This window comes from Phenylobacterium soli, assembly GCF_003254475.1.
GTDB classification, from domain to species: Bacteria; Pseudomonadota; Alphaproteobacteria; order Caulobacterales; family Caulobacteraceae; genus Phenylobacterium; species Phenylobacterium soli.
Window position 1 is genome coordinate 2,909,030 of sequence record NZ_QFYQ01000001.1, and the last position, 22,079, is coordinate 2,931,108.

The 22,079-nt window shown below is 68.8% G+C and carries 20 protein-coding genes; 6 read left to right on the forward strand and 14 right to left on the reverse strand.

Annotated features, from left to right (window positions below):
- Window positions 1–123 precede the first annotated feature (123 nt).
- Window positions 124–714, reverse strand: a complete 591-nt coding sequence (locus DJ017_RS14485) for a porin family protein (RefSeq protein ID WP_111529376.1) — start codon at window positions 712–714, stop codon at window positions 124–126.
- 196 nt (window positions 715–910) lie between these two features.
- Here DJ017_RS14485 and DJ017_RS14490 point away from each other — a divergent pair, with 196 nt between their 5' ends.
- Window positions 911–2,026, forward strand: a complete 1,116-nt coding sequence (locus DJ017_RS14490; protein ID WP_111529377.1) for a beta-ketoacyl-ACP synthase III — start codon at window positions 911–913, stop codon at window positions 2,024–2,026.
- On the opposite strand, the gene DJ017_RS14495 is transcribed toward DJ017_RS14490, so the two are convergent.
- Window positions 2,013–3,221 carry a M48 family metalloprotease gene (locus DJ017_RS14495; RefSeq protein WP_111529378.1) on the reverse strand — a complete coding sequence of 403 codons (1,209 nt, stop codon included), beginning with the start codon at window positions 3,219–3,221 and terminating at the stop codon, window positions 2,013–2,015. The genes DJ017_RS14490 and DJ017_RS14495 overlap by 14 nt on opposite strands.
- A gap of 219 nt (window positions 3,222–3,440) precedes the next feature.
- Here DJ017_RS14495 and DJ017_RS14500 point away from each other — a divergent pair, with 219 nt between their 5' ends.
- Entirely contained in the window at window positions 3,441–4,610 is a 1,170-nt protein-coding gene (locus DJ017_RS14500; RefSeq protein WP_165830637.1) for a class I SAM-dependent methyltransferase, read from the forward strand.
- On the opposite strand, the gene DJ017_RS14505 is transcribed toward DJ017_RS14500, so the two are convergent.
- From DJ017_RS14505 to DJ017_RS20665, 7 genes are all read right to left on the reverse strand, one after another.
- Window positions 4,538–5,065 (reverse strand): GNAT family N-acetyltransferase, encoded by a 528-nt coding sequence (locus DJ017_RS14505; RefSeq protein WP_111529380.1) that lies wholly within the window; start codon window positions 5,063–5,065, stop codon window positions 4,538–4,540. The two genes, DJ017_RS14500 and DJ017_RS14505, sit on opposite strands and share 73 nt — an antisense overlap.
- Window positions 5,066–5,071: 6 nt before the next feature.
- Entirely contained in the window at window positions 5,072–7,768 is a 2,697-nt protein-coding gene (gene ppdK / locus DJ017_RS14510; protein ID WP_111529381.1) for a pyruvate, phosphate dikinase, read from the reverse strand.
- A 40-nt stretch (window positions 7,769–7,808) separates the two neighbouring features.
- Entirely contained in the window at window positions 7,809–9,818 is a 2,010-nt protein-coding gene (glyS, locus tag DJ017_RS14515; RefSeq protein ID WP_111529382.1) for a glycine--tRNA ligase subunit beta, read from the reverse strand.
- A complete protein-coding gene (locus DJ017_RS14520; RefSeq protein ID WP_111529383.1) occupies window positions 9,818–10,330 on the reverse strand; it encodes a DUF2314 domain-containing protein in 513 nt (170 codons plus the stop codon). The genes glyS and DJ017_RS14520 overlap by 1 nt, the downstream gene beginning before the upstream one ends.
- Window positions 10,327–11,226 (reverse strand): glycine--tRNA ligase subunit alpha, encoded by a 900-nt coding sequence (locus DJ017_RS14525; RefSeq protein ID WP_111529384.1) that lies wholly within the window; start codon window positions 11,224–11,226, stop codon window positions 10,327–10,329. The genes DJ017_RS14520 and DJ017_RS14525 overlap by 4 nt, the downstream gene beginning before the upstream one ends.
- 89 nt (window positions 11,227–11,315) lie before the next feature.
- Window positions 11,316–11,735 (reverse strand): hypothetical protein, encoded by a 420-nt coding sequence (locus DJ017_RS20660; RefSeq protein WP_111529385.1) that lies wholly within the window; start codon window positions 11,733–11,735, stop codon window positions 11,316–11,318.
- Window positions 11,736–11,798: 63 nt separating this feature from the next.
- Complete coding sequence (locus DJ017_RS20665) at window positions 11,799–12,482, reverse strand: fasciclin domain-containing protein (protein ID WP_133255460.1); 684 nt, start codon at window positions 12,480–12,482, stop codon at window positions 11,799–11,801.
- A gap of 344 nt (window positions 12,483–12,826) precedes the next feature.
- Between DJ017_RS20665 and DJ017_RS14540 the strand changes: the two genes are divergently transcribed.
- Window positions 12,827–13,165 (forward strand): P-II family nitrogen regulator, encoded by a 339-nt coding sequence (locus DJ017_RS14540; protein WP_111529387.1) that lies wholly within the window; start codon window positions 12,827–12,829, stop codon window positions 13,163–13,165.
- A gap of 27 nt (window positions 13,166–13,192) precedes the next feature.
- Window positions 13,193–14,611, forward strand: a complete 1,419-nt coding sequence (locus DJ017_RS14545) for an ammonium transporter (RefSeq protein WP_111529388.1) — start codon at window positions 13,193–13,195, stop codon at window positions 14,609–14,611.
- A gap of 64 nt (window positions 14,612–14,675) precedes the next feature.
- Here the strand turns inward: DJ017_RS14545 and DJ017_RS14550 are convergent, their stop codons facing one another.
- From DJ017_RS14550 to DJ017_RS14565, 4 genes are all read right to left on the reverse strand, one after another.
- Window positions 14,676–15,563, reverse strand: coding sequence for a 4-(cytidine 5'-diphospho)-2-C-methyl-D-erythritol kinase (locus DJ017_RS14550; protein WP_111529389.1), 888 nt, complete (start codon window positions 15,561–15,563; stop codon window positions 14,676–14,678).
- A gap of 2 nt (window positions 15,564–15,565) precedes the next feature.
- Window positions 15,566–17,260, reverse strand: a complete 1,695-nt coding sequence (locus tag DJ017_RS14555) for a tetratricopeptide repeat protein (RefSeq protein WP_111529390.1) — start codon at window positions 17,258–17,260, stop codon at window positions 15,566–15,568.
- A gap of 54 nt (window positions 17,261–17,314) precedes the next feature.
- Entirely contained in the window at window positions 17,315–18,985 is a 1,671-nt protein-coding gene (locus DJ017_RS14560) for an electron transfer flavoprotein-ubiquinone oxidoreductase (protein WP_111529391.1), read from the reverse strand.
- A gap of 162 nt (window positions 18,986–19,147) precedes the next feature.
- Window positions 19,148–19,372 (reverse strand): hypothetical protein, encoded by a 225-nt coding sequence (locus tag DJ017_RS14565; RefSeq protein ID WP_111529392.1) that lies wholly within the window; start codon window positions 19,370–19,372, stop codon window positions 19,148–19,150.
- A gap of 346 nt (window positions 19,373–19,718) precedes the next feature.
- Between DJ017_RS14565 and DJ017_RS14570 the strand changes: the two genes are divergently transcribed.
- Window positions 19,719–19,970 carry a hypothetical protein gene (locus DJ017_RS14570; protein WP_111529393.1) on the forward strand — a complete coding sequence of 84 codons (252 nt, stop codon included), beginning with the start codon at window positions 19,719–19,721 and terminating at the stop codon, window positions 19,968–19,970.
- A 52-nt stretch (window positions 19,971–20,022) separates the two neighbouring features.
- Here the strand turns inward: DJ017_RS14570 and DJ017_RS14575 are convergent, their stop codons facing one another.
- Window positions 20,023–20,703 carry a calcium-binding protein gene (locus tag DJ017_RS14575; protein WP_165830638.1) on the reverse strand — a complete coding sequence of 227 codons (681 nt, stop codon included), beginning with the start codon at window positions 20,701–20,703 and terminating at the stop codon, window positions 20,023–20,025.
- A gap of 122 nt (window positions 20,704–20,825) precedes the next feature.
- Here DJ017_RS14575 and DJ017_RS14580 point away from each other — a divergent pair, with 122 nt between their 5' ends.
- Window positions 20,826–22,061 carry a pyridoxal phosphate-dependent decarboxylase family protein gene (locus DJ017_RS14580; RefSeq protein WP_111529395.1) on the forward strand — a complete coding sequence of 412 codons (1,236 nt, stop codon included), beginning with the start codon at window positions 20,826–20,828 and terminating at the stop codon, window positions 22,059–22,061.
- Window positions 22,062–22,079 lie beyond the last annotated feature (18 nt).

The window sequence follows — 22,079 nt, forward strand, 5'->3', positions numbered from 1 at the left end:
GTGTCACGAATGCCGGCCCCTGCGGTCAAGAAAAAGCCCTCCCCGTCGCCGGGGAGGGCTGACTTCCTTGTCTACGCGTGGCCGGACGCAGAAGCGGAAGCCGCTTCTTCCGGCCGGCGCTCGCTAGAACCTCCGGCTGTAGGCGACCGACCAGACGTCGCCGTGGCCCGAGCCGGAACCCTGGAATTCCTCGCGCGTGTAGTCCGCGCGGATGCCGTTCTGGCCGTCCCAGTGGTACTGGGCGCCGACGCCGAAGTTCCAGGAATCGCCGTCGCCCGAGCCCGACAGGTTCGAGGCCGTGCCGCCCGGACCCGTGACCGTGATGTCGCTCACCTTGGCCTTGGTGTGGCCGTAGCCGACGCGGCCGATGAGGTCCCAATTGGTCCCGACCGGCAGGAAGCCGACGCCATAGATCGCCTCCTGGTGCTGGATCTTGGCCTTGCCGGTGACCGTGGCCGTACCCACCGTCGTGGAGACGTCATCGCTCTTCACCCCGCCGGCGAGTTCGCCCTCGACGCCGAGATAGTCGTTGAACCGGTAGCCGAGGCGGCCCTGGATGGTCCCCAGGTTCACGCCGCTGTCGTGGGCGTTCGCATAGCCGATGTTGCCGTAGGCCCCGACCGGCCGCGTGGTGGAGGCGTCTTGCGCCGAGGCGATGGCAGGCAGGGCCGAGGCCAGGATCGCGGCGGACGCCGCAGCCATGAGAGCTTTCATTCGGTTGTACTCCGAAACTAACGCGAACAGCTCCCCCATGAGCCTCCCGCAGGTGGGGCCCTAACCCCGGCCCCGCCGTGTTGGTTCTGCGGCGAAGCTGTGTTCGCGCATGACGTGTGGCCCTGCGGCCACATCGCTTGGTGACGCTCCTGCGGCGCGTGCTATCAGTCCGCCACGCCAGTCGGAGGGAGTTCAAATGACGGACGCCGTCATCGCCGCCACGGGGCTCTACACCCCGCCCAACAGCCTCTCGAACGCCGAGCTGGTGGAGACCTTCAACGCCTACGTCGAACGGTTCAACGCCGCCAACGCCAAGGCCATCGAGGCCGGCGAGATCGAGGCCCTGAGCCCCTCCTCCGTCGAGTTCATCGAGAAGGCCTCGGGCATCAAGGCGCGCTTCGTCGTCGACAAGACCGGCCTCGTCGATCCGGACCTCATGCGGCCCAACATCCCCGAGCGGCCCAACGAGGAGCTGTCGGTCCTCGCCGAGATCGCCGTCGAGGCGGCCAAGGACGCCATCGCCCGCTGGGGCAAGCCGGCCAGCGAGATCGGCGCGGTAATCTGCGCCGCCTCCAACATGCAGCGCGCCTATCCGGCGATGGCGATCGAGGTGCAGAACGCGCTCGGCATCGAGGGCTTCGCCTTCGACATGAACGTCGCCTGCTCGTCGGCCACCTTCGGCATCAAGACCGCCGCCGATTTCGTCGCCAGCGGCTCGGCCCGCGCCGTGCTGATGGTCAACCCCGAGATCTGCTCGGGACACCTCAACTTCCGCGACCGCGACAGCCACTTCATCTTCGGCGACGTGGCGACCGCCGTGATCGTCGAGCGGGCCGACCAGGCGAACGACGGCTGGGAGATCCTCGGCACGCGGCTGAAGACCCAGTTCTCCAACAACATCCGCAACAACTTCGGCTTCCTGAACCGCTGCGCCCCGGAGGGGATCGGCCAGAAGGACAAGCTGTTCGTCCAGGAAGGCCGCAAGGTGTTCCGCGAGGTGGTGCCGATGGTCTCGGAGATGATCGTCGACCACGCCGGCGCGCTCGGCCTCGATCCGACGAGCCTGAAGCGCATGTGGCTGCACCAGGCCAACATCAACATGAATGACCTGATCGGCCGCCGCGTGCTGGGCCGCGACCCGAGCCCCGAGGAGAACGTCATCATCCTCGACGAGTACGCCAACACCTCCTCGGCCGGGTCGATCATCGCCTTCCACAAGGCCAACGCCGACTTCCGGCCCGGCGACACCGGCCTGATCTGCTCCTTCGGCGCCGGCTATTCCGCCGGCACGGTGTTCGTCAGGAAGCGCTAGGCGGCGCGGCGGGCGGCGGCGACGGATGCGCCGCCTTCCATTCCATGCAGCGCATTACCCGCGCCCGCACCGATGGGTGGTCGTAGAAGACGATCTCCTCGAGCCGGCCCGGTGAATCGTAGCGGTACTCGATGGTCTTCACGAGCGCCTTGGCGAGGCCGTCGGGCGCGTTGAAGTGCACCAGCGAATAGCGGTCTGCGTCGGCCTCGCCGATGCGCACGATCGAATTGAGCACCGGCGTCCCGGCGAGGGCCAGGACGGTGACGATGATGCCGAGCACCGGATACCCGGCCGGATCGCCCAGCCCGCCCACGCCCTTCGCTCCGGTCCAGCGCAGCACCAGCGGATAGAGCCGGTCGACGAGGAACAGGGCCGCGAAGGCGAGCACCGTGTAGGCCAGTGTCGACCAGACGAGGTGCAGGCGCATGTAGTGGCCCATCTCGTGGCCGACGACGCCGCGCACCTCGGCGATGTCGGCGTCCTTCTTGAACATCACGTCGCTCATGGCGATGCGGGCGCTGCCGAACACCCCGGCGACGTTGGCGGTGTAGCGGTTCGACTGCTTCGAGCCGTCGTAGATGAAGATCTTGTCGGACGGCATGCCGACCTGCCGCGCCATGGCGACCACCTCCTCGCGCACCGGACCCGGGGGCGCGGGGGTGTAGCGATTGAAGATCGGCATCAGGAACACCGGCGCGATGATCTGGATGAAGAGCACGAAGACGCCGACCAGCAGGCCGCCCCAGACCCACCAGGCGCGCTTGGCGCGGCGGATCAGGAAATAGAGACCGCTCATCAGGATGGCGGTCAGCGGCGCGACGATGACGCCCTGCATCAGGTGCTCGCCGAGCCAGCCGGCGAACGGCTGGCTGGTCAGGCCGTACTGAAGCTCGCGGAACCAGGCGGCGTAGGCGTCCCACGGCAAGGCGAGGAGGAGCTCGAGGAGAGCGTCGACGATCACCACCGCGAACACCGCCAGCCAGGGGCGCGGCTTGCCGCGCTCCACGCGATCGCGGACCTTCACCAGCACCCCTGAGCGAAGGACCAGCCAGGCGACAGCCACCGCGACGATCGCGCCCCACAGGGTCAGCCAGTGGCCGCCCACGGTGTACGCCTTGGCCTTCTCGTGCAGCGCCGGTGGCAAGGCCGCCAGGTAGGCCGCCGTCGCGGCGGCCGCGTCAAAACCCTGAGTCATCTGGAATCCCCCGTCCCCTGGGCGAGCACACCCGGCGCAGGCGCCGTTGTCACGCCCAAAAGCTGCACAGTTGCGGCCGCTCAACCCGTTTCGGGCAGCCAAGAAGTCGTCACATGCAGCGAGCTACACCTATGCGGGCAGACTCTACCGCCCGTTGCGCTACTCTAACATATGAGCAAGAGTACAGTTTTTGCTGTACCCCTTTCGGGAGAGTGCCGCATGCCGCTGAGGCGCAACCCGCCCGGCTCGGATCCCTGGCCGATCATGACCCTGGACCCGCCGTACGTCCTGGACGCCGACAAGGTCGACTTCCGCTTCATCGGTTGGACGGAGGTGAACGACGAGGAGGCGCCCGACATCGCCCTCACCGTCAACGGCGTGCCCGTGCCGATCAACGTTTTCCCGCGGCCGGAAGTGCGGAAGAACTTCCCTGGCCTGCAGGTGCGGGCGCTGAGCGCCCAGGTGAATTTCAAGGACGTCCTGGCCGACACCGATCCGATGCAGGATGGCGGCGGCTTCATGCTGCGGGCTGCGGTCCGCTCCGATCATCGGCTGCGCACCTTCGAGTACGCCGTGACGCCCGCCTGGCTGCGCGAGGTGTTCGGGCACGACGGCCTGAAGGCCTTCCCCGTGCCGCCGGAGCCGCTGCAGATCCGCGTCACCGGCGCGGCGGTGGGCTACTTCTCGGCCGGTGGGCGGGAGGTAGCGCGCCAGATCGAGGAGATCCTCGAGGCCTACGGCGTCCCTTTCCCCGAACGTGGCCGTGTGCACGACTTCGGCTCAGGCCCCGGCCGGGTGCTCGCCCAGATGGCGGTCCGCCATCCGCATACCCTCTTCTCCGCCTCCGACATCGACGCGGAGGCGATGGCCTGGTGCGCCGAGCACATGAGCCACTTCGGTGAGTTCTTCGTGAACCAGCCGCAGCCGCCCCTGCCCTTCGCCGACGGCGAACTCGACCTCGTCTATTCGATCTCGATCTTCACCCACCTGCCCGAGGACATGCAGCACGCCTGGCTGGCGGAGCTGGCGCGCGTCGTGAAGCCCGGCGGCTTCGTCCTCACCACCAAGACCAATCCCTACGTCTATGACCTGCCGGACTGGATGACGAACGCGGCCCGCGAGAAGGGCTTCGTCTATGCGCCGGACATGGGCCAGGTGGACGGCCTGCCGGACTTCTACCGCCTCGCCTACCACACCGAGGATTACGTCCGGCGGGTCTGGGGCGAGTACTTCGAGGTGCTGCACGTGGGCTCCCATGACCTCAACACCACCCAGGACGCCGTGCTGCTGCGCAAGCCGACCTCGGCGCCCGTGGCTCAGAGCGCCTTCTCGAGCACCACGAAGCGCAGGTCCGGCCTCTTCGGCTGGCCGAAGCGCTCGTCTTCGTAGGGAAACGGCCGGGTCTCGCCGGTGAGGGCGTAGCCGCGCCGCTGATACCAGGCGATCAGGGTGTCGCGGATCGAGACCACGGTCATGCGGATCCGCCTCGCCCCCGCCTGCGCGGCATAGGCCTCGGCGGCCTCCAGCAGCCAGCGCCCGAGCTGGCGGTCCTGGATGTCGGGCCGCACGGTGAGCATGCCGAGATACCAGGTCTCACCCTCGTCCACCGGCTCCAGCCACACCGTACCAAGCAGTTCGCCGCCAGGCGCATCGCGGAGGGTCAGGAGGCGGGCGCCGGGCGTCGCGGCGAGATCGGCCGCCAGCGCCTCGGCATCGGTGCGCTGGCCGTCAATGTAGTCGGCCTCGGTGGTCCAGCCTTGGCGCGAGGTGTCGCCCCGGTAGGCCGAGTTCACCAGCGCCGCCACGGCGGGCAGCTCCTCCGCGGCGGCCGGATAGAGCTGCATGCGGGCCTAGCGGTCCTTCTCGCGCTCGCCGATGGCCGACTGGGCGGCGGCCAGGCGCGCGATCGGCACGCGGTAGGCCGAGCAGCTCACGTAATCCAGGCCGACCTGTTCACAGAAGGCGATCGAGGCCGGATCGCCGCCGTGCTCACCGCAGATGCCGAGCTTGACGTCCGGACGCGCCGCCCGGCCGCGCTCGGCGGCGATGCGGATCAGGTCGCCCACGCCCTCGGTGTCGATGCTGACGAAGGGATCCTTCTCGAAGATGCCCTTCTCGATATAGGCGTTGAGGAACCGGCCGGAGTCGTCGCGGCTGATGCCGAAGGTCGTCTGGGTCAGGTCGTTGGTGCCGAAGGAGAAGAACTCGGCGTATTCGGCCAGGTCCCCGGCGCGGATGGCGGCGCGCGGCAGCTCGATCATGGTGCCGACCTTGTACTCGATCTGGCAGCCCTTCTCGGCGGTCACTTCCTTGGCCACGCGGTCGGTGAGTTCGCGGAGGAACTTCATCTCCTCACCCTTGGAGACCAGCGGGTGCATGATCTCCGGGATTGGCGCGGCCTTGCCGGAGGCGGCGATCTCGCAGGCGGCCTCGATGATGCCGCGGACCTGCATCTCGTAGATCTCGGGATAGGCGACGCCCAGGCGGCAACCGCGATGGCCGAGCATCGGGTTCACTTCGTGCAGCTCCTGCGCGCGGCGCAGCAGCTTGGCCGCGTCGAGGCCGGTGGCCTGGGCCACGGCCGCCACGTCTTCCTCGTTGTGCGGCAAGAACTCGTGGAGCGGCGGATCGAGCAGCCGGATGGTGACCGGCAGGCCCTCCATGATCTGGAAGAGCTCGACGAAGTCCTGGCGCTGCATCGGCAGGATCTTGGCCAGGGCCGCCTTCCGACCGGCGGTGTCGTCGGCGAGGATCATCTCACGAACGGCCGCGATCCGGTCCGGGTCGAAGAACATGTGCTCGGTGCGGCAAAGGCCGATGCCCTCGGCCCCGAACTGGCGGGCCGTCCTGGCGTCGAGCGAGGTCTCGGCGTTGGCGCGGACCTTCAGGCGGCGCACGCCGTCGGCCCAGCCCATCAGGGTGGCGAAGTCGCCGGAAAGCTCCGGTTCGATCATCTTCACGGCACCGGCCAGCACCTCGCCGGTGGAACCGTCGATCGTGACGATCTCGCCTTCCTTGACGCTGCGGCCGCGGGCCCGGAACTCGCCCGACTTCATGTCGATGTGAATCTCACCTGCGCCGGAGACGCAGGGCCGGCCCATGCCGCGGGCCACCACGGCCGCGTGGCTGGTCATGCCGCCGCGGGCGGTGACGATGCCGCGGGCCGCGTCCATGCCGCGGATGTCCTCGGGCGAGGTCTCCTCGCGCACCAGGATGACCGCCTCGCCGGCGGAGCCGAGACGCTCGGCCTCCTCGGCGGTGAACACCACCTTGCCGGTGGCCGCGCCGGGCGAGGCCGGCAGGCCGTTGGCGATCACCTCGCGCGGGCTGCCCGGATCGATGGTGGGGTGCAGGAGCTGGTCGAGGCTGGCGGGCTCGACCCGCATGACCGCCTCTTCCCGGGTGATCAGGCCCTCGCTGGCGAGGTCGACGGCGACCTTTAGCGCGGCCTTGGCCGTGCGTTTCCCGTTGCGCGTCTGCAGCATGTACAGACGGCCCTTCTCCACCGTGAACTCGATGTCCTGCATGTCGCGATAGTGCTTCTCGAGCTTCTCGACGACGGACTTGAACTGGGCGAAGACCTCCGGCAGCGCCTCCTCCATGGAGGGCTGCTTCTCGCCCATCTCCTCCCGCGCGATCTTGGTCAGGGCCTGGGGCGTGCGGATGCCAGCGACCACGTCCTCGCCCTGGGCGTTGATCAGGAACTCGCCATAGAGGCGGTTCTCGCCGGTGGACGGATTGCGGGTGAAGGCGACGCCCGTGGCCGAGGTCTCGCCCATGTTGCCGAACACCATGGCCTGGACGTTGACGGCCGTGCCCCAGCTCTCGGGGATGTCGTGCATGCGGCGATAGAACTTTGCCCGGTCGTTCATCCAGCTGGCGAACACGGCCCCGACCGCGCCCCACAGCTGGGCGTGCGGATCCTGCGGGAAGGGCTCGCCGAGCTCGGCCTCCACGGCCTTCTTGTAGTCGGCGACGACGGCTTCCCAGTCCTCGGCCGAAAGCGCCGTGTCGACGGTGACGTCGAGGCGCTCCTTATGCTCGTCGAGGATCTCCTCGAACATATGGTGATCGAGGTCGAGCACCACGTTCGAATACATCTGGATGAAGCGGCGGTAGCTGTCGAAGGCGAAGCGGCGGTCGCCGGCCAGCTTGGCCAGACCCTCGGCGGTCTCGTCGTTGAGGCCGAGGTTCAGCACCGTGTCCATCATGCCGGGCATCGAGGCCCGCGCGCCCGAGCGCACCGAGACGAGCAGCGGATTCGCCGGATCGCCGAACGACTTGCCGGTGATCTCCTCGACCTTCTTCAGGCCCTGGGCGACCTGGTCCTTGAGGTCGGCCGGATAAGTCCGCTCGTTGGCGTAGTAGTAGGTGCAGCACTCGGTCGTGATGGTGAAGCCCGGGGGCACCGGCAGGCCAAGCGCCGACATCTCGGCGAGGTTCGCGCCCTTGCCGCCCAGCAGGTTCTTCATGGAGGCGTCGCCGTCGGCACGCCCGCCGCCGAAGGTATAGACCCACCGCGTCTTCACCATCGTGTCGGCCGTCATGAGCTCACCCTCTCGTTTGGCCCGGCCGCAATTTCCGGGCTTAACCTGTCACTTGTCCGAAGTCCGCCACCCGCCCCATGGCGTCACGGACCTTGGCCAGAAGCCGCAGGCGGTTTTCGCGTTCCGCAGCGACGTCCGAGTTCACTAGCACCTTGTCGAAAAACGCGTCGACGGGCGCCCGCAGCGCCGCGAGCTCGCGCATGGCCGCGGCGAAGTCTTCCTTCGCCAGCGCCTTGCCGCTCTCGATCTCCATGTGGCCGATGGCGTTGATCAGCCCGGCCTCCTCGGGCGGCGCGCCGGCCATGTCGACCGGCTCGCCCGACGGTAGCGGGCCCTTCTTCTCCTCGGCCTTGAGGATGTTCACCGCACGCTTGTAGCCGGCCAAGAGGTTGGCCCCGTCCTCGGTCTTGAGGAACTCGTCCAGGGCGTTCACGCGGGAGACGATGCGCACGATGTCGTCGTCGCCGAGGGCGAAGACCGCGTCCACCAGGTCATGCCGCTGTCCCTGCTCGCGCAGCAGCACCTTGAGGCGGTCGGCGAAGAAGGCGAGCAGGTCCGCCGAGACGAACGTCCTGAGCGGCAGGCGCGTGCGCGACTGCAGGAGGATGCGGATCACCCCCAGGGCCGCCCGGCGCAGCGCATAGGGATCACGGCTGCCGGTCGGCTTCTCGTCGATGCCGAAGAAGCTGATCAAGGTGTCCAGCTTGTCCGCCAGGGCCACCGTGGCGGCCACGGCCTGCACGGGCACGTCGTCGGACGGCCCCTGGGGCTTGTAGTGGTCGCGGATCGCGTCCGAGACCTCCGGATCGAGGCCCTCGTGCTCGGCGTAATAGCCGCCCATGACGCCCTGCAGCTCGGGGAATTCCCCGACCATGCCGGAGACCAGGTCGGCCTTGCAGAGACGCGCCGCCTCGACCGCCTTGGCCGCGGTCTGGCCGTCGTCGCGGACGAACGGCGCGAGCTCTGCGGCGAGCTTCTCGATGCGCGCCACGCGGTCCGCCATCGAGCCGAGCTTGGCGTGGAAGGTCACGCCCTTCAGCTTCTCGAGCCGGTCGGCCAGGCGGACCTTCTTGTCCTCTTCCCAGAAGAACCGGGCGTCGTTCAGGCGCGCGGACAGCACCCGCGCGTTGCCGGACGCGATCGCCTTCCCGCCGTCCTCGGCCTCGATGTTCGCGACAGTGACGAAGTGCGGGACCAGGAAGCCGGTCTTCGGATCGCGCACGGCGAAGTAGCGCTGGTGCACGCGCATGGAGGTGCGGATCACCTCCGGCGGCAGGTCGAGGAAGGCCGGGTCCATGTCGCCGAGGATCGGCGTCGGCCATTCGGCGAGCCCCGCCACCTCGTCCAGCAGCCCCTCGTCTTCCACGAGCTCGAAGTTGCGCGCGAAGCAGAGCGTGCGGGCGGCGTCCATGATCCGCTCCTTGCGCTCCTCCGGGTCGAGCACGACGAAGTGCCTCGCAAGGCCATCCTGGTAGGCGTCGAAGTCGCGCGCATTGAACGACTGGCGCGCGCCCATGAAGCGGTGGCCCTCGGTGAGGTCGCCGCTGGCGATGCCGTCGATCGAGAACGGCACGACCTCGCCATCGAAGACGCAGAGGATGCGGTGCACCGGCCGCACCCAGCGCAGCGTCCCCGTGCCCCAGGTCATCGACTTCGGCCAGGGGAAGCCGCGGACGATCGCCTCGATCATCTCGGCGACGATCTCCGGGGTCGGGCGGCCGGGCTTGTGAAGGTGGGCGAAGTAGACGCCGTCCTTCTCGGTGAGCTGCTCGCGGTTCAGGCCCGTGGAGCGCAGAAAGCCTTCGATCGCCTGGTCGGGCGCGCCGACCCGGGGACCCTTGCGCTCCTCGTGCCGGTCGGCCTGGGCGGCGGGCAGCCCTTCGGCCACCAGGGTCAGGCGACGGGGTCCGGCGAAGGTCTTGATCGCCTCGGGCAGGAAGCCTTCGGCGGCCAGCCGGTCACGGACCATGCGCTCCAGGTCGCGCGCGGCCTGGGCCTGCATGCGCGCGGGGATCTCTTCCGAGAACAGTTCGACGAGCAGCTGCGGCATCAGTTGGACTCGGGTTCCAGCGGCATCGGCGACAGGTCCGCGGCTTCCTCGCGCGCGGTCTGCGGATCGGTCCGCTTGATCATCACGCGCGTGGTGTACTGGCCGTAGTACTTGCCGGCCTTGCGATATGACCAGTCACCGATCCGCGCCGGATCGAAAGTGACGATCTGTCCGGCGCGAACGCCCTCGGCGGCTTCCGGCTCGTTCAGCACCTCGCCGCGATGGTCGGCGTCACTATCGGGGCCGACGGCGAGCCAAAGGTACTCGGTCCCCTCCCGGGGCGCGGGAAAGCCGATCTTCAACAAGGCCAGGTCGATCTGCGGATCTCCGGACTTCACACGGCGCCAGAACACCGGCAGCGTCTGCTTGGCTTGGCTCTCGGCGGCCAGCATCTCGGCGTCGTCGGGCCCGGTCCACTGCACGATGTCCGCGTCCGACCGCGAGCAGGCCGGCGTCGCCACGGCGGTGACGATCATCAGAGCGACGATGCCGGGGACGGCGGCGCGCATCATGCATTGCCCCCTTCGTTGGCCACCCAGGCTTCGGCGCACATCTTGGTCAGGTCGCGGATGCGGCCGATGTAGCTCTGCCGTTCGGCGACGGCGATCGCGCCGCGGGCGTCCATCAGGTTGAACAGGTGGCTCGCCTTCAGCACGTGGTCGTAAGCCGGCAGCACGGTGATCTGGCCCTGCGGCCCGCGACCCTTCAGCAGCTCCGGCACCACCCGCTCCATGTCCTCGAACTGCCGCTTCAGGGTGGCGACGTCATAGAGGTGGAAGTTCGCCTCCGACTGCTGCCGCTCGTTTTCCAGGAACACCTCGCCATAGGTCATCGGCGCCGGGCCGTCGGGATCGTTGAAGGCCAGTTCGGTGAAGTGGTTGACGCCCTGCAGGTACATGGCCAGGCGCTCCAGGCCATAGGTCAGCTCGCCGGCCACCGGGCTCACGTCGAGGCCGCCGACCTGCTGGAAGTAGGTGTACTGGGTGACTTCCATGCCGTCGCACCAGACCTCCCAGCCGAGACCCCAGGCCCCGACGGTGGGATTCTCCCAGTCGTCCTCGACGAAGCGGATGTCGTGCAGGCGGGTGTCGAGGCCGATCGCCTCCAGGCTGCCCAGGTAGAGGTCCTGCAGATCCGGCGGGTTCGGCTTCAGGATCACCTGGTACTGGTAATAGTGCTGCAGCCGATTGGGATTCTCGCCATAGCGGCCGTCCGCCGGGCGGCGCGAGGGCTGCACATAGGCCGCCCGCCAGGGCTTCGGGCCCAGGGCGCGCAGCACCGTCGCCGGGTGCAGGGTGCCGGCCCCCACCTCGACGTCGTGGGGCTGCAGGATGACGCAGCCCTGACGGCTCCAATAGTCGTGCAGCTTCAGGATCAGGCCCTGAAACGAAAGCGGCTTGTCAGGCATCGGGTGGCGGGGCCTTCGCAGGCGCGAAAAAAGTCGGCGGACCTATAGGGCCCGCCGACCTTCGCTTCAAGCCGAACCGGCTGGTTAGATCAGTTGCCGCGCGCCGCCGTGCGCTTGCCGGCATGCGACATCGGCCCGCCGTACTTGCGCCGGTTCTCGGGCGTGTCCGGCACCGGGCCGTTGGTGACCATGGTCGTGGTGACGCTGGCGTTAGAGCCGGAGGCCGTCGCCGACGGGGCCGTGGCGGCGGTCGAGCTGGTCACGTCGGTCGAAGCCGAGCCAGTGGTCGTGCTCGTCGTCGTGCCCGTCGTAGTGGTGTCCGTCGTGGTCGTAGAGCCGCCGGTGCTCGGATAGGCGCCCGGGGTGTTGGCGGACGGATCCGTCGAACCCGCAACCGGCGGCGTGGCCCCGGTCGCGGTCGACGAGCTGGTCGAGGATTGCTGGGCGTAGGCCGCGCCGGCCATGACGAGCGTGGCGGCGCTGGCGAGGGCGAGGTGTTTCAGATTCATCTCCAAAGGACTCCTGTCGCGATCTGACCAAAAGCCCCGCCCCGCCTTTAACCTCTCAAGCTATTAGTGGCCCCGCTTGGTTCCCTTGGCGGGCGCCTTCTTCGCCGCGGGCTTGGCCGGTTCGGCGGCCGGCTTCTCCTCGGCCGGCGGGGCCGCGTCGGCGATGGTCTCAGGGACCGAGCCCGCCTTCAGCACCTGGTCGACCACATCGATGAGGCCGTTGGAGGCCTTCACGTCGGCCTGCAGGATGTTGGCCTGGTCGGCCTTGAAGGTCGCGCCGACCCCGTCGAGCACCACCTTGTCGCCGGCGCCGGTGGCCACCGGGCCGTGGGCTCCCTTGAGCTTGGCCGTGTCGACCTCGGCGTTGATCACGTGGTGCAGCAGCAGTTTCTGCAGCGCCGGCAGGTCGGCGAGGAGCTTGGCGGTGTCGCCATAGGCCGCGAAAGCCGCGTCGGTGGGCGCCAGCACCGTCAGGTGCGGCTGCTGCTTGAGCACGGCGGTAAGGTTGGTGGCGTCGAGGCCCTTGATGAAGGTCTTGAACTGGCCGGAAGCGGCCAGGGTCTGGACGATATCGCCGGCCGGGGTGATCGGCGTGTAGGCAGGGGCCGCGGCAGGCGCAGCGGCTGCGGCCGGAGCTGCAGGCTGGGCGGCCGCGGGGGCCGGAGCGGCGGGCTGGGCCCAGGCGGCGCCGGCGGCTCCGGCGACGAGGGCGGCGCAGGCCGCGGCGGTCAGCAGGCGATAGGTCATTCGACTCCTCGAGAAATAGGTGGCGCAAGCCGTCAGGCCCGCCGTCCGCGAGGTCGGCGGTTGGGCCCATTACGCCTCGCAATACGGCGAGTTTCAGGCCTCACGGGTTCGTGAATCAAGCCCTCTCGACGGGCCGTGGCGCCCGAAATGCGGGCGCCCGCGCCGCGCAGCGCTCAGGAATTGGGCGCAATCCGCCTTAATCGCGATCAGCCCCTCGGCGCCCGCCCTCTCCGCCCCGCGCGCCGATAGCGTCGAGGTGTCGTCGAGAGGGGGACCTAAACGGCGGCCTTAGGTCAACACGAGGTGGGGCCCGTCTTCACGAGGGGTCGCGCGGGAGCGAGCGGATGAAACTCATCATGGCGATCGTGAAGCCATTCAAGCTGGACGACGTGCGCGAAGCGCTCGTCGGCGCCGGCGTGGAAGGTCTGACGGTCTCGGAAGTGAAAGGCTATGGCCGCCAACGTGGCCAGACGGAGATCTACCGAGGGGCTGAGTACCAGGTGAACTTCCTGCCGAAGGTGCAGCTCGAGGCGGTGGTCGAGGATTCGGCCGTGGCCAAGGCGGTGGAGGCCATCAAGGCCGCGGCCGCCACGGGCAAGATCGGGGACGGGAAGATCTTCGTCCTGAACGTCGAGGAAGCCGTGCGCATCCGGACCGGCGAGACCGGTTCGGCGGCGCTCTGACGCGGACATCGGGACAAGGGAAATCCAATGACTTTCTTCAAGTTCAAGCGGTTGGCCGCGTTCGCGCTGGCCGCCTCGCTGGCGGGGGGCGCATTGGCCGCTCCGGCGCTGGCGCAAACCAACACCACCGAGGCGGCCCCTGCTGCCGCCGCCGCCGCGCCGGCCGCGACCACTGAGGCCGCGCCTGCGGCCGCTCCGGCTGCGGCGCCTGCCGCCGAGCCCGCCAAGCCCAAGCTCGACAGCGGCGACACCGCCTGGATGCTCACCTCCACCGCCCTGGTGCTGATGATGACCATCCCGGGCCTGGCGCTGTTCTACGGCGGCATGGTGCGCAAGAAGAACGTGATCGCGACGGTGGCCCAGTCCTTCGCCATCACCTGCCTGATCACGGTGCTCTGGATGGTGGTCGGCTACTCGGCCGCCTTCACGAGCAACCCGGACGCCGGGCTCAACAAGTACATCGGCGGCTTCGGAGAGGCCCTGATGAAGGGCGTGGCGGTGGATCAGGCCAACAGCCTGGCCGCGACCATCCCGGAATCCGTCTTCATGATGTTCCAGATGACGTTCGCGATCATCACCCCCGCCCTGATCGCCGGGGCGTTCGCGGAGCGCATGAAGTTCTCGGCGCTGCTGCTCTTCACCGCCCTGTGGTCGCTGGTCGTCTACGTGCCCGTGGCGCACTGGGTGTGGGGCGGCGGCTTCCTCGGCGGCCTCGGCGTCCTCGACTTCGCCGGCGGTACGGTGGTGCACATCAACGCCGGTGTCGCGGGCCTCGTCTGCGCGCTCGTCCTCGGCAAGCGCAAGGGCCTCGGCAGCGAGAACATGGCGCCGCACAACCTCGTCTTCACGATGATCGGCGCTTCGCTGCTGTGGGTGGGCTGGTTCGGCTTCAACGCCGGCTCGGCCGTGAGCTCGGGCGCCCTGGCCGGCGCGGCGATGCTGAACACCCAGGTGGCCACCGGCGCCGCCGGCCTGGCCTGGATGGTCATCGAGTGGGTCGAGCGCAAGAAGCCCTCGATGCTGGGTCTCGCCTCGGGCGCCGTCGCCGGCCTCGTCGCCATCACCCCGGCCTCGGGCTTCGTGAACGGCGCCGGGGCGCTCATTGTCGGCGTGCTCGGCGGGGCCGCGGCCTACGCCGGCGCGGTCTGGCTGAAGCGCATCTTCAAGTACGACGACAGCCTGGACGCCTTCGGGGTTCACGGCATCGCCGGCATCACCGGCGCCCTGCTGACCGGCGTGCTGGCCGACCCGGCCATCAACGCCCTGGGCAAGGACGCCTCGCTGATGAAGCAGGTGATCGGCGTCGCCGTGACCATCGGCTGGACCGCCGTGGCCACCCTGGTGATCCTCTACATCTGCAAGTTCACCATCGGCCTCAGGGTCTCCGAGGAAGGCGAAGTCGAGGGCCTCGACCTCGCCCTGCACGGCGAAGCCCTGCACGAATAGAGTTAGTTTCCTCCCCAAGCGTACGGAACGGGGGTCCTTCGGGGCCCCCGTTTTCGCATCGGAGCTATTCCGGGTCCGGCCAGGGACCGCCGAGGCGGCAGCGTCGGACCCACCAGTCCGGCGCCATGGCCTCGATGCGCTGGGCCAGGGTCTCGGCCTCCAGGTCGCTGCGGCAGAGGGCGAAGCAGGTGCCGCCCGATCCCGAGACGCGGGCCAGCAGGGTCTCCGGCTCGCCCCTCAGGGTCTCGAGGACGTCACCGACGGCCGGCGCCACCCGGATGGCGGCCGGCTCCAGGTCGTTGCGCTGCATGGACAGCCAGGCGGCCAACTCCACCACGTCCTCGAAGCGATCGGGTGCGGGCGGCGGCGTCACGTCGCCGAACGCGCCGCTCGCGTCATAGGCCTTGTAGACCTCGCCGGTCTGTACCGGGACCCTTGGATTGACCAGCACGGCTTCCAGCGTCGGCAGGGCCGGCGCCGGCGTCAGGCGCTCTCCGCGCCCCTCGGCCAGGACCGGACGCCCCCAGAGGCAGGCCGCGCCATCGGCGCCCAGGCTCTCGGCCACCATCTCCAGCCGATCCTCCGGCGCCTTCAGTCCGAGCTCGCGCAGCAACCGCAGCGTTGCGCCGGCGTCGGACGAACCGCCGCCGAGCCCCGCGGCCACCGGCAGGCGCTTGTCGAGGGAGATGCCGAACGGGGCTACCGGCCGCCGCGCCTCGGCGATCAGTCCGCGCGCCGCCCGCAGGACGAGATTGTTCCCCTCCCCCTCCAGGGCCGACGCGAAGGGACCAAGCACCGTCACCTCGAGCGCCTCGGCCTGATAGGCCATGACCACGTCGCCGATGTCGGCGAAGACCATGAGGCTGCAGATCGGGTGATAGCCGTCCGCCGCGGGCGGGCCCACGTGCAGGAACAGGTTCACCTTCGCCGGCGCGAACGCCGCCTTGGGCATGGCTATTCCCCGGCGATCTTGCGGGCGGGGCCGTCGGGACCGGCCGCCGAGGCGATCTTCGCCTCCGCATCGCCCTTGATCTTGGAATCGGGCTGCAGAGTCAGGACGCGCTTCCATTGGAACAGCGCCTCGTCCTTGCGCCCCACCTTCCAGTAGGCGTCGCCCAGGTGGTTGTTGATCTCCGGATCGCCGGCCTCGAGCTCGACGGCCTCCTCGAGCTTGTCGACGGCCTTCTTGTAATCGCCGAGCCGGTAGTAGGCCCAGCCCAGGCTGTCGACCATGGCCCCCGAGCGCGGATTGGCGGCGACCGCCTTCTCGACCATGTCCATGGCTTCCTTGAGATGCTCGCCGCGGTCGATCCAGGAATAGCCGAGGTAGTTGAGCAGCTCCGGCTCCTCAGGCGCGGCTTGCAGCGCAGCCTTGAGGTCCTTCTCGCCTTCCGGCCAACGGCCGATCCGCTCATAGGCCACGCCGCGGGCGTAGAGCAGCCGCCAGTCCGGCGTCTTCGCCTCCTTGATCAGGCCGCTCAGGACCTCGGCGGATTCGGCATACTGCTCGTCGGCGCGGAGCAGGTCGGCGAGGGTCAGGCGTCCTTCCACGGATCCCGAGGCCGCCGCCGTGCGGGCGAGCTTCAGCGCGGTCTGCTTGTCGCCGGCGTTCTGATAGGTCCAGGCGAGCTTGGCCTGGGCCGAGGGGTACTGCACCGAACCCGGCCGGGGCTTGGAATAGGCCTGTCGCGCGGCGGCCTGGTCGCCGGCGGAGGACATCAGGTCGCCGACCATCATCCAGGCCTCGTCGCGCGCTGGGTCGAGCTTGAGCGCCAGCCGCAGATAGGCCAGGGCGAACTGCGACTGCTTGGCCGTGGTCATCACCGCGGCGGGGGCCAACAGCGCTTGGGCCGCACCCTCCCGCAGGGTCGGCTGAGCCGGCGCCGGGCGGCCGGCGGCGGCGCGCTCGCGGGCGGCCTTCAGGGCCACGCTGGTCGGATCCTGGCCGAGGATGCTGTCGTACAGCGCGACGGCGTCGGCGCGGCGGCCCCTGCGCTCCAGGAACTCGCCATAGGCGATGACGGCGGTCTCGCTGCGGGCCGCGCCGCTCAGCACCGCCTTATAGTCCGTCTCGGCCTCGTCGTAGCGGCGGGCGCGCTCGTAGAGCTGCGCCTGGCCGAGCTGGCCGAAGTATTCGACGACGCGGTCGCCCCTCACCTGCGGTCGAACCAGCGAGCCGTCCAGGTCGCCGGCCTGGGCGGCCGCCCATGGCGCGAGCAGCGCGGCGGCGGAGCGGTGCGGGAAGGCGATCCCGTCGCCGGACAGCATGTTGTACGCATCCAGCCCGCGGCCATCCGCCAGGGCTTTCACCGCCACCGTCAGCTTGCCGAGCCGCTTGGCCGATTCGGAGGCGCTATCGCCGGTCGGCGCCAGGGCCGCGGCGCGATCGATGTCGCCGGCAAGCAGCGCCGCCGTGAACGCCTTCTCGGCGACCAGGGCCTCGCCCTCCCCGGCGCTGCGCGCCTGGTCGAAAAAGCGGGCGGCCTCGGCGCTGCGTCCCTCGTTGAGCGCCGCCTCGCCGGCCAGGAAGCGGCCATAGGGCGAGGCGATCGCCGGATCGGCGGCGGCTGCCGGCTCGGGACGCGCGCTGGCGCAGCCCCCGATCAGGACGACGGATGTGGCGGCGGTGAGGAGGAGACGGCGACGCATGGGCCGAGCTTCGATGTGAAAAGAGGCCGCCGCAAGGACGACCTCTCTCAAGGATCACATATTCGGATAATTCGGCCCGTCGCCGCCCTGCGGCGTGGTCCAGGTGATGTTCTGCGACGGGTCCTTGATGTCGCAGGTCTTGCAGTGGACGCAGTTCTGGAAGTTGATCTGGAACCGCGGGTTCTGGCCATTGTCGTCGTAGAGAACCTCGTAGACGCCGGCCGGGCAGTAGAGGCGCGCGGGCTCTCCGTACTTGGGCAGGTTCACGCTGACCGGGATCGTCGGATCCTTCAGCTTGAGGTGCGCGGGCTGGTTCTCGTCGTGGTTCGTGCTCGACAGGAACACCGACGACAGCTTGTCGAACGACAGCACCCCGTCCGGCTTCGGATAGACGATCGGCTTGTAGTCCTTGGCCAGGCCCGTGGACGCCGCATCAGTCTTGCCGTGCTTCATGGTCCCGAAGAACGAGAAGCCGTTGAAGATGTTGGTCGTGTGCATGTCGACCATGGCGAGGAAGCCGCCGATGCTCGTGCCGTACTTGGAGAGCAGCGGCTTGCCGTTGCGGACCTTGCTCAGCTCCTTGCGGATCCAGGAGTGGTTCCAGGCGGTGTCGTACTCGACCAGCTCGTCGCCGGCGCGGCCGGCGGTGATCGCCTGGAAGGCCGCCTCGGCGGCCAGCATGCCGCTCTTGATGGCGATGTGGCTGCCCTTGATCCGCGGAACGTTGAGCATGCCGGCGCTGTCGCCCAGCAGGACGCCGCCCGGGAAGTAGAGTTTCGGCACCGACTGCAGGCCGCCCTCGGCGATGGCGCGCGCGCCATAGGCGATCCGCTTGCCGCCCGTGAGGTACTTGGCGATGTCGGGGTGGTGCTTGAAGCGCTGGAACTCGTCGAAGGGCGAGAGCCAGGGGTTCTTATAGTTTAGGTGCACCACGAAGCCGATGGCCACGTAGTTCTCGCCGAAGTGGTAGAGGAAGCTGCCGCCGCCGGTGTGCTCATCGAGGGGCCAGCCGGTGGTGTGCTGCACGAGGCCGGGCACGAACACCTCGTCCGGCACCTGCCACAGCTCCTTGATGCCGATGCCGAACTTCTCCGGCTCGCGGCCTTCGCCGAGGCCGTACTTGTCCTTCAGCACCTTGGCGATGGAGCCGCGCACGCCCTCGCCGATGAAGACGTACTTGCCCTTCAGCACGATGCCGGGCTCGTAGTTCGGGCCCGGATTGCCGTCCTTGTCGCGGCCGAACTCGCCAGCGACGACGCCGACCAGCTTGTCGCCCTCGAACACCGGCTGCGAGGCCGCCATGCCCGGATAGATCTCGACGCCCAGGCCCTCCGCCTGCTGGCCGAGCCAGCGGCAGACGTTGCCGAGCGAGGCGATGTAGTTGCCGTGGTTGTGCAGATAGCCCGGCATGGCGAAGGTCGGCAGCTCGAGGCTGCCCTGCGGCCCGAGCAGCATCCACTTGTCTTCGGTGACCGCGGTCTCAAGCGGCGCGCCGAGTTCCTTCCAGTTCGGATACAGCTCGGAGATGCCGATCGGGTCGATCACCGCGCCGGAGAGAATGTGCGCGCCGACCTCGGCGCCCTTCTCGAGCACCGCCACCGAAACGTCGGCGCCGGCCTCGGCGGCGAGTTGCTTGAGCCGGATCGCGGCGGACAGGCCCGACGGGCCGGCGCCGACGATGACGACGTCGTACTCCATGCTCTCGCGTTCGACGTCTTCGCTCATGTTCGCCCCAATGCTCCCTCGTGGCGCAGGCGAGCCATGCCTGCACGTTCGTCGGGGGTCTTATCGTGATGTCACACAGGGGCGGTCAAGCACTTACCCCACCGCGGGCGCGCGAGTGACGTGGGGAAAAGCTCTGTTGTGAAAGCGTTGGGACGCGGAAGATCACTCGGCCAGCCGCAGCTCTGGGCCCGCCCGGCGCTCCGCGCAAACGCCGATCGCCAAGATTTGCTCGCCGCCGCCCCACAGTTCGACGCCGAGGTGATGCGAACTGGCGCGAAGAAGCGCGTCCGCCGCGCGGCGGGCGTCACCGAGGTTCGCCGCCGAAATCAGGTGCAGCGTCGGAACCGAATAGCGGTCGTCGTGGACGAACACCTCGTAGCCGTTCATGTCGTCACTCCTCAATGAGAGGACGCCCCGGGGGCGAATTCGGCCCTAAGGAAAGCGCCGAAGCTCAAAAAATCGGCTAGACTTCGCCAAGCCCTGAGACAGTCAGCTCTCTTTCCTGACGAGACTCAAGACATTTTATTATTTTATCCCGGCATACTGATTAGGCGCTTCGCCATTCTATACACGATGAGCGTCGGACTAATTCTTATCGTCTTCGGCTTGACCAGCAGGCGGCTGCATCGGCGCAAAATGAGTAAGAAACTCCAATGGCGGCTCACGCGTTGCAGCCTTGCCATGAGCCCGCGCAGGGGGCCAGGAGTGGGATCAATTCGTCTGGAGGCCGTCGATGTCTGACGTCAGCCGAGGAGAACGGCTGCAGATCATGCTGACCGAGGAGGAGCTGACTGCGCTCGACGACTGGCGGTTCGCCCGGCGAATGCCGAGCCGGGCGGCGGCCGTGCGCGAATTGCTGCGCCGGGGCCTCGCCGCCGAAGGCGCGCTGACGCTCGACGGCCGTACGCGCTCAAAGGATTTCGGCGTCGTCGAGGGAACCGGAGAGCCCGAAGGCCTCGACGGGCTGGACAGCGCCGAAGTCTGATCGCCCTGCCCGGGCGGCCTGCGCCGCCCGGGAGAGCCAATGTAGCTAAGGTCTAGCCGAAGTCCCCGGGCGCGAGATCCGTGAGGGTCTTGCCCACCAGCACCACGCCGGCGTCGACATGGTTGTTCGCGTGGGTGTCGGCGAAGACGATGACGTCGTTGCCAACCTCCACGGCGACCACATCCACGCCACCCGCGCCGATGTCGTGCCGCGCCAGGGCGACCGCCGAGGCGTAGTCGCTGGCTGTGGCCGTCTCGAAATTGGCGTCGGTGACGTGCAGCTTGTGACCGAAGACGAGCTTGTCCTCACCGCTGGTGAAGTCGGTGATCTGGTCGAGCCGGTCGGCGGTCTTGCCCAGATGCCCCTCGCCCTTGATCACGAAGAGGTCGGCGCCATCGCCGCCGGTGAGCACATTGGCCCCCTCCCCGCCGGCCAGCGTGTCGTCGCCCGCGCCGCCGTCCAGGGTGTCCGCCCCGCCGTCGCCGCGCAGCACGTCGTTGCCGTCCAGGGCGGAGATGCTGTCCGCCCCGTCCTCCCCCTTGAGCACGTCGTCGCCGGCCGTCCCGGTGAGGGTCTGAGCGGCATGGTCCTCGCTTTCAGGCCCGCTGACGCTGTCGGCGCCGCTCGTCGAATGATCGTCCTCGACGTGCGTCGCGGTGATGGTGTCGTTTCCGCCGGTCGTCGAGGTCTGGGTCTCGTCGCCGTCGTCGGCGTGGCTGGAATGCTTGGACAAATGCCCTCTCCCTGATGATAGGGGACAGGCCTTGCGTGGCCGCCCCTCGAAACACCAACGTGCAAGCTTGGCTGTTTCATCCGACACGCGAGTCCGACGCGGCCGTCGTCAGGAGTTCATCGATGCCTCGCCCCCTGCCCGAGACCGGCGTCGCCTGGGACGCCCTGAAGCCCCGGATGGCCGAGTACGCGAGCGGCGACGTACGCTGGCGCGAGGGGAAGACGGCCGTCTACGTGTTCAACGCCGGGCCCGAGATCGAGCGGGTGCAGAGGGAGGCCTACGCCCTCTTCCAGTCGGAGAACGGACTGGGCCCGGCCGCCTTCCCGAGCCTCAAGCGCATGGAAGAGGAAGTCGTCGGCTTCGGCCTCGAGCTGCTGCACGCCCCCGAGGGCGCGAGCGGCGTCATCACCTCCGGCGGCACCGATTCCATCACCATGGCCATGAAGGCCGCGCGCGACTATGCGCGGAAGGGAAAGTGCGTCTCGGGGCCCCTCAACATCGTCATCCCGCGGTCCGCCCACCCCGCGTTCGACAAGGCCGCGGCTTTGATGGAGATCGAGGTCCGGCGGATCGCGCTCAGGGACTACCTCGCCGACGCCGCGGCGATGGGCGCGGCGGCCGATGCGGCCACGGTGATGATCGTCGGCTCGGCGCCGAACTTCCCCTACGGCCTGATCGACCCGATCGGCGAACTCTCGGAGCTCGCCCTGACGCGCGATCTGTGGCTGCACGTAGACGCCTGCGTCGGCGGCTACCTCGCGCCGTTCGTGCGCATGAACGGGGCCGACATCGCGCCCTTCGACTTCGCGCTGGCGGGCGTGCGCTCCATCTCGGCCGACCTGCACAAGTACGGCTACGCCGCCAAGGGGGCCTCGACCGTCTTCTTCCGCGCGCAGGCCCTGCAGCAGTTCATGGTGTTCGACTTCCAGGACTGGCCGGGCGGGCGGATGGTCACCCCAACCCTCGCCGGCACTCGTCCAGGCGGCGCGATCTCCGCGGCCTGGGCGGTGATGAACGTGCTGGGGGTCGCCGGCTATCGCGAAAAGCAGGCCCAGGTGGTCGCCGCGCGCGAGAAGATCCAGGCCGGCGCGGAGGCGCTCGGCTTCCAGGTGTTGGGTCGTCCGCAGCTCGGCCTGATGGCCTTCCGCCATCCGGACGCCGACGCCCTCGGCCTCTGGGCCAAGATGCGCGAGCGGGGCTGGTTCACCAGCCTGACCACCGAGCCCAGGAGCCTGCACCTGATGCTCTCGCCCTTCCACCTGCAGGTGGCGGACGCCTATCTCGCCGACCTTGCCTGGGCCCTCGCCGAGGTGAAGGGCGCGGCGGCCCCGGCCGGCGTCGAAGCCCGTTACTCCTGACAAAAAAAGAGCCGCGCC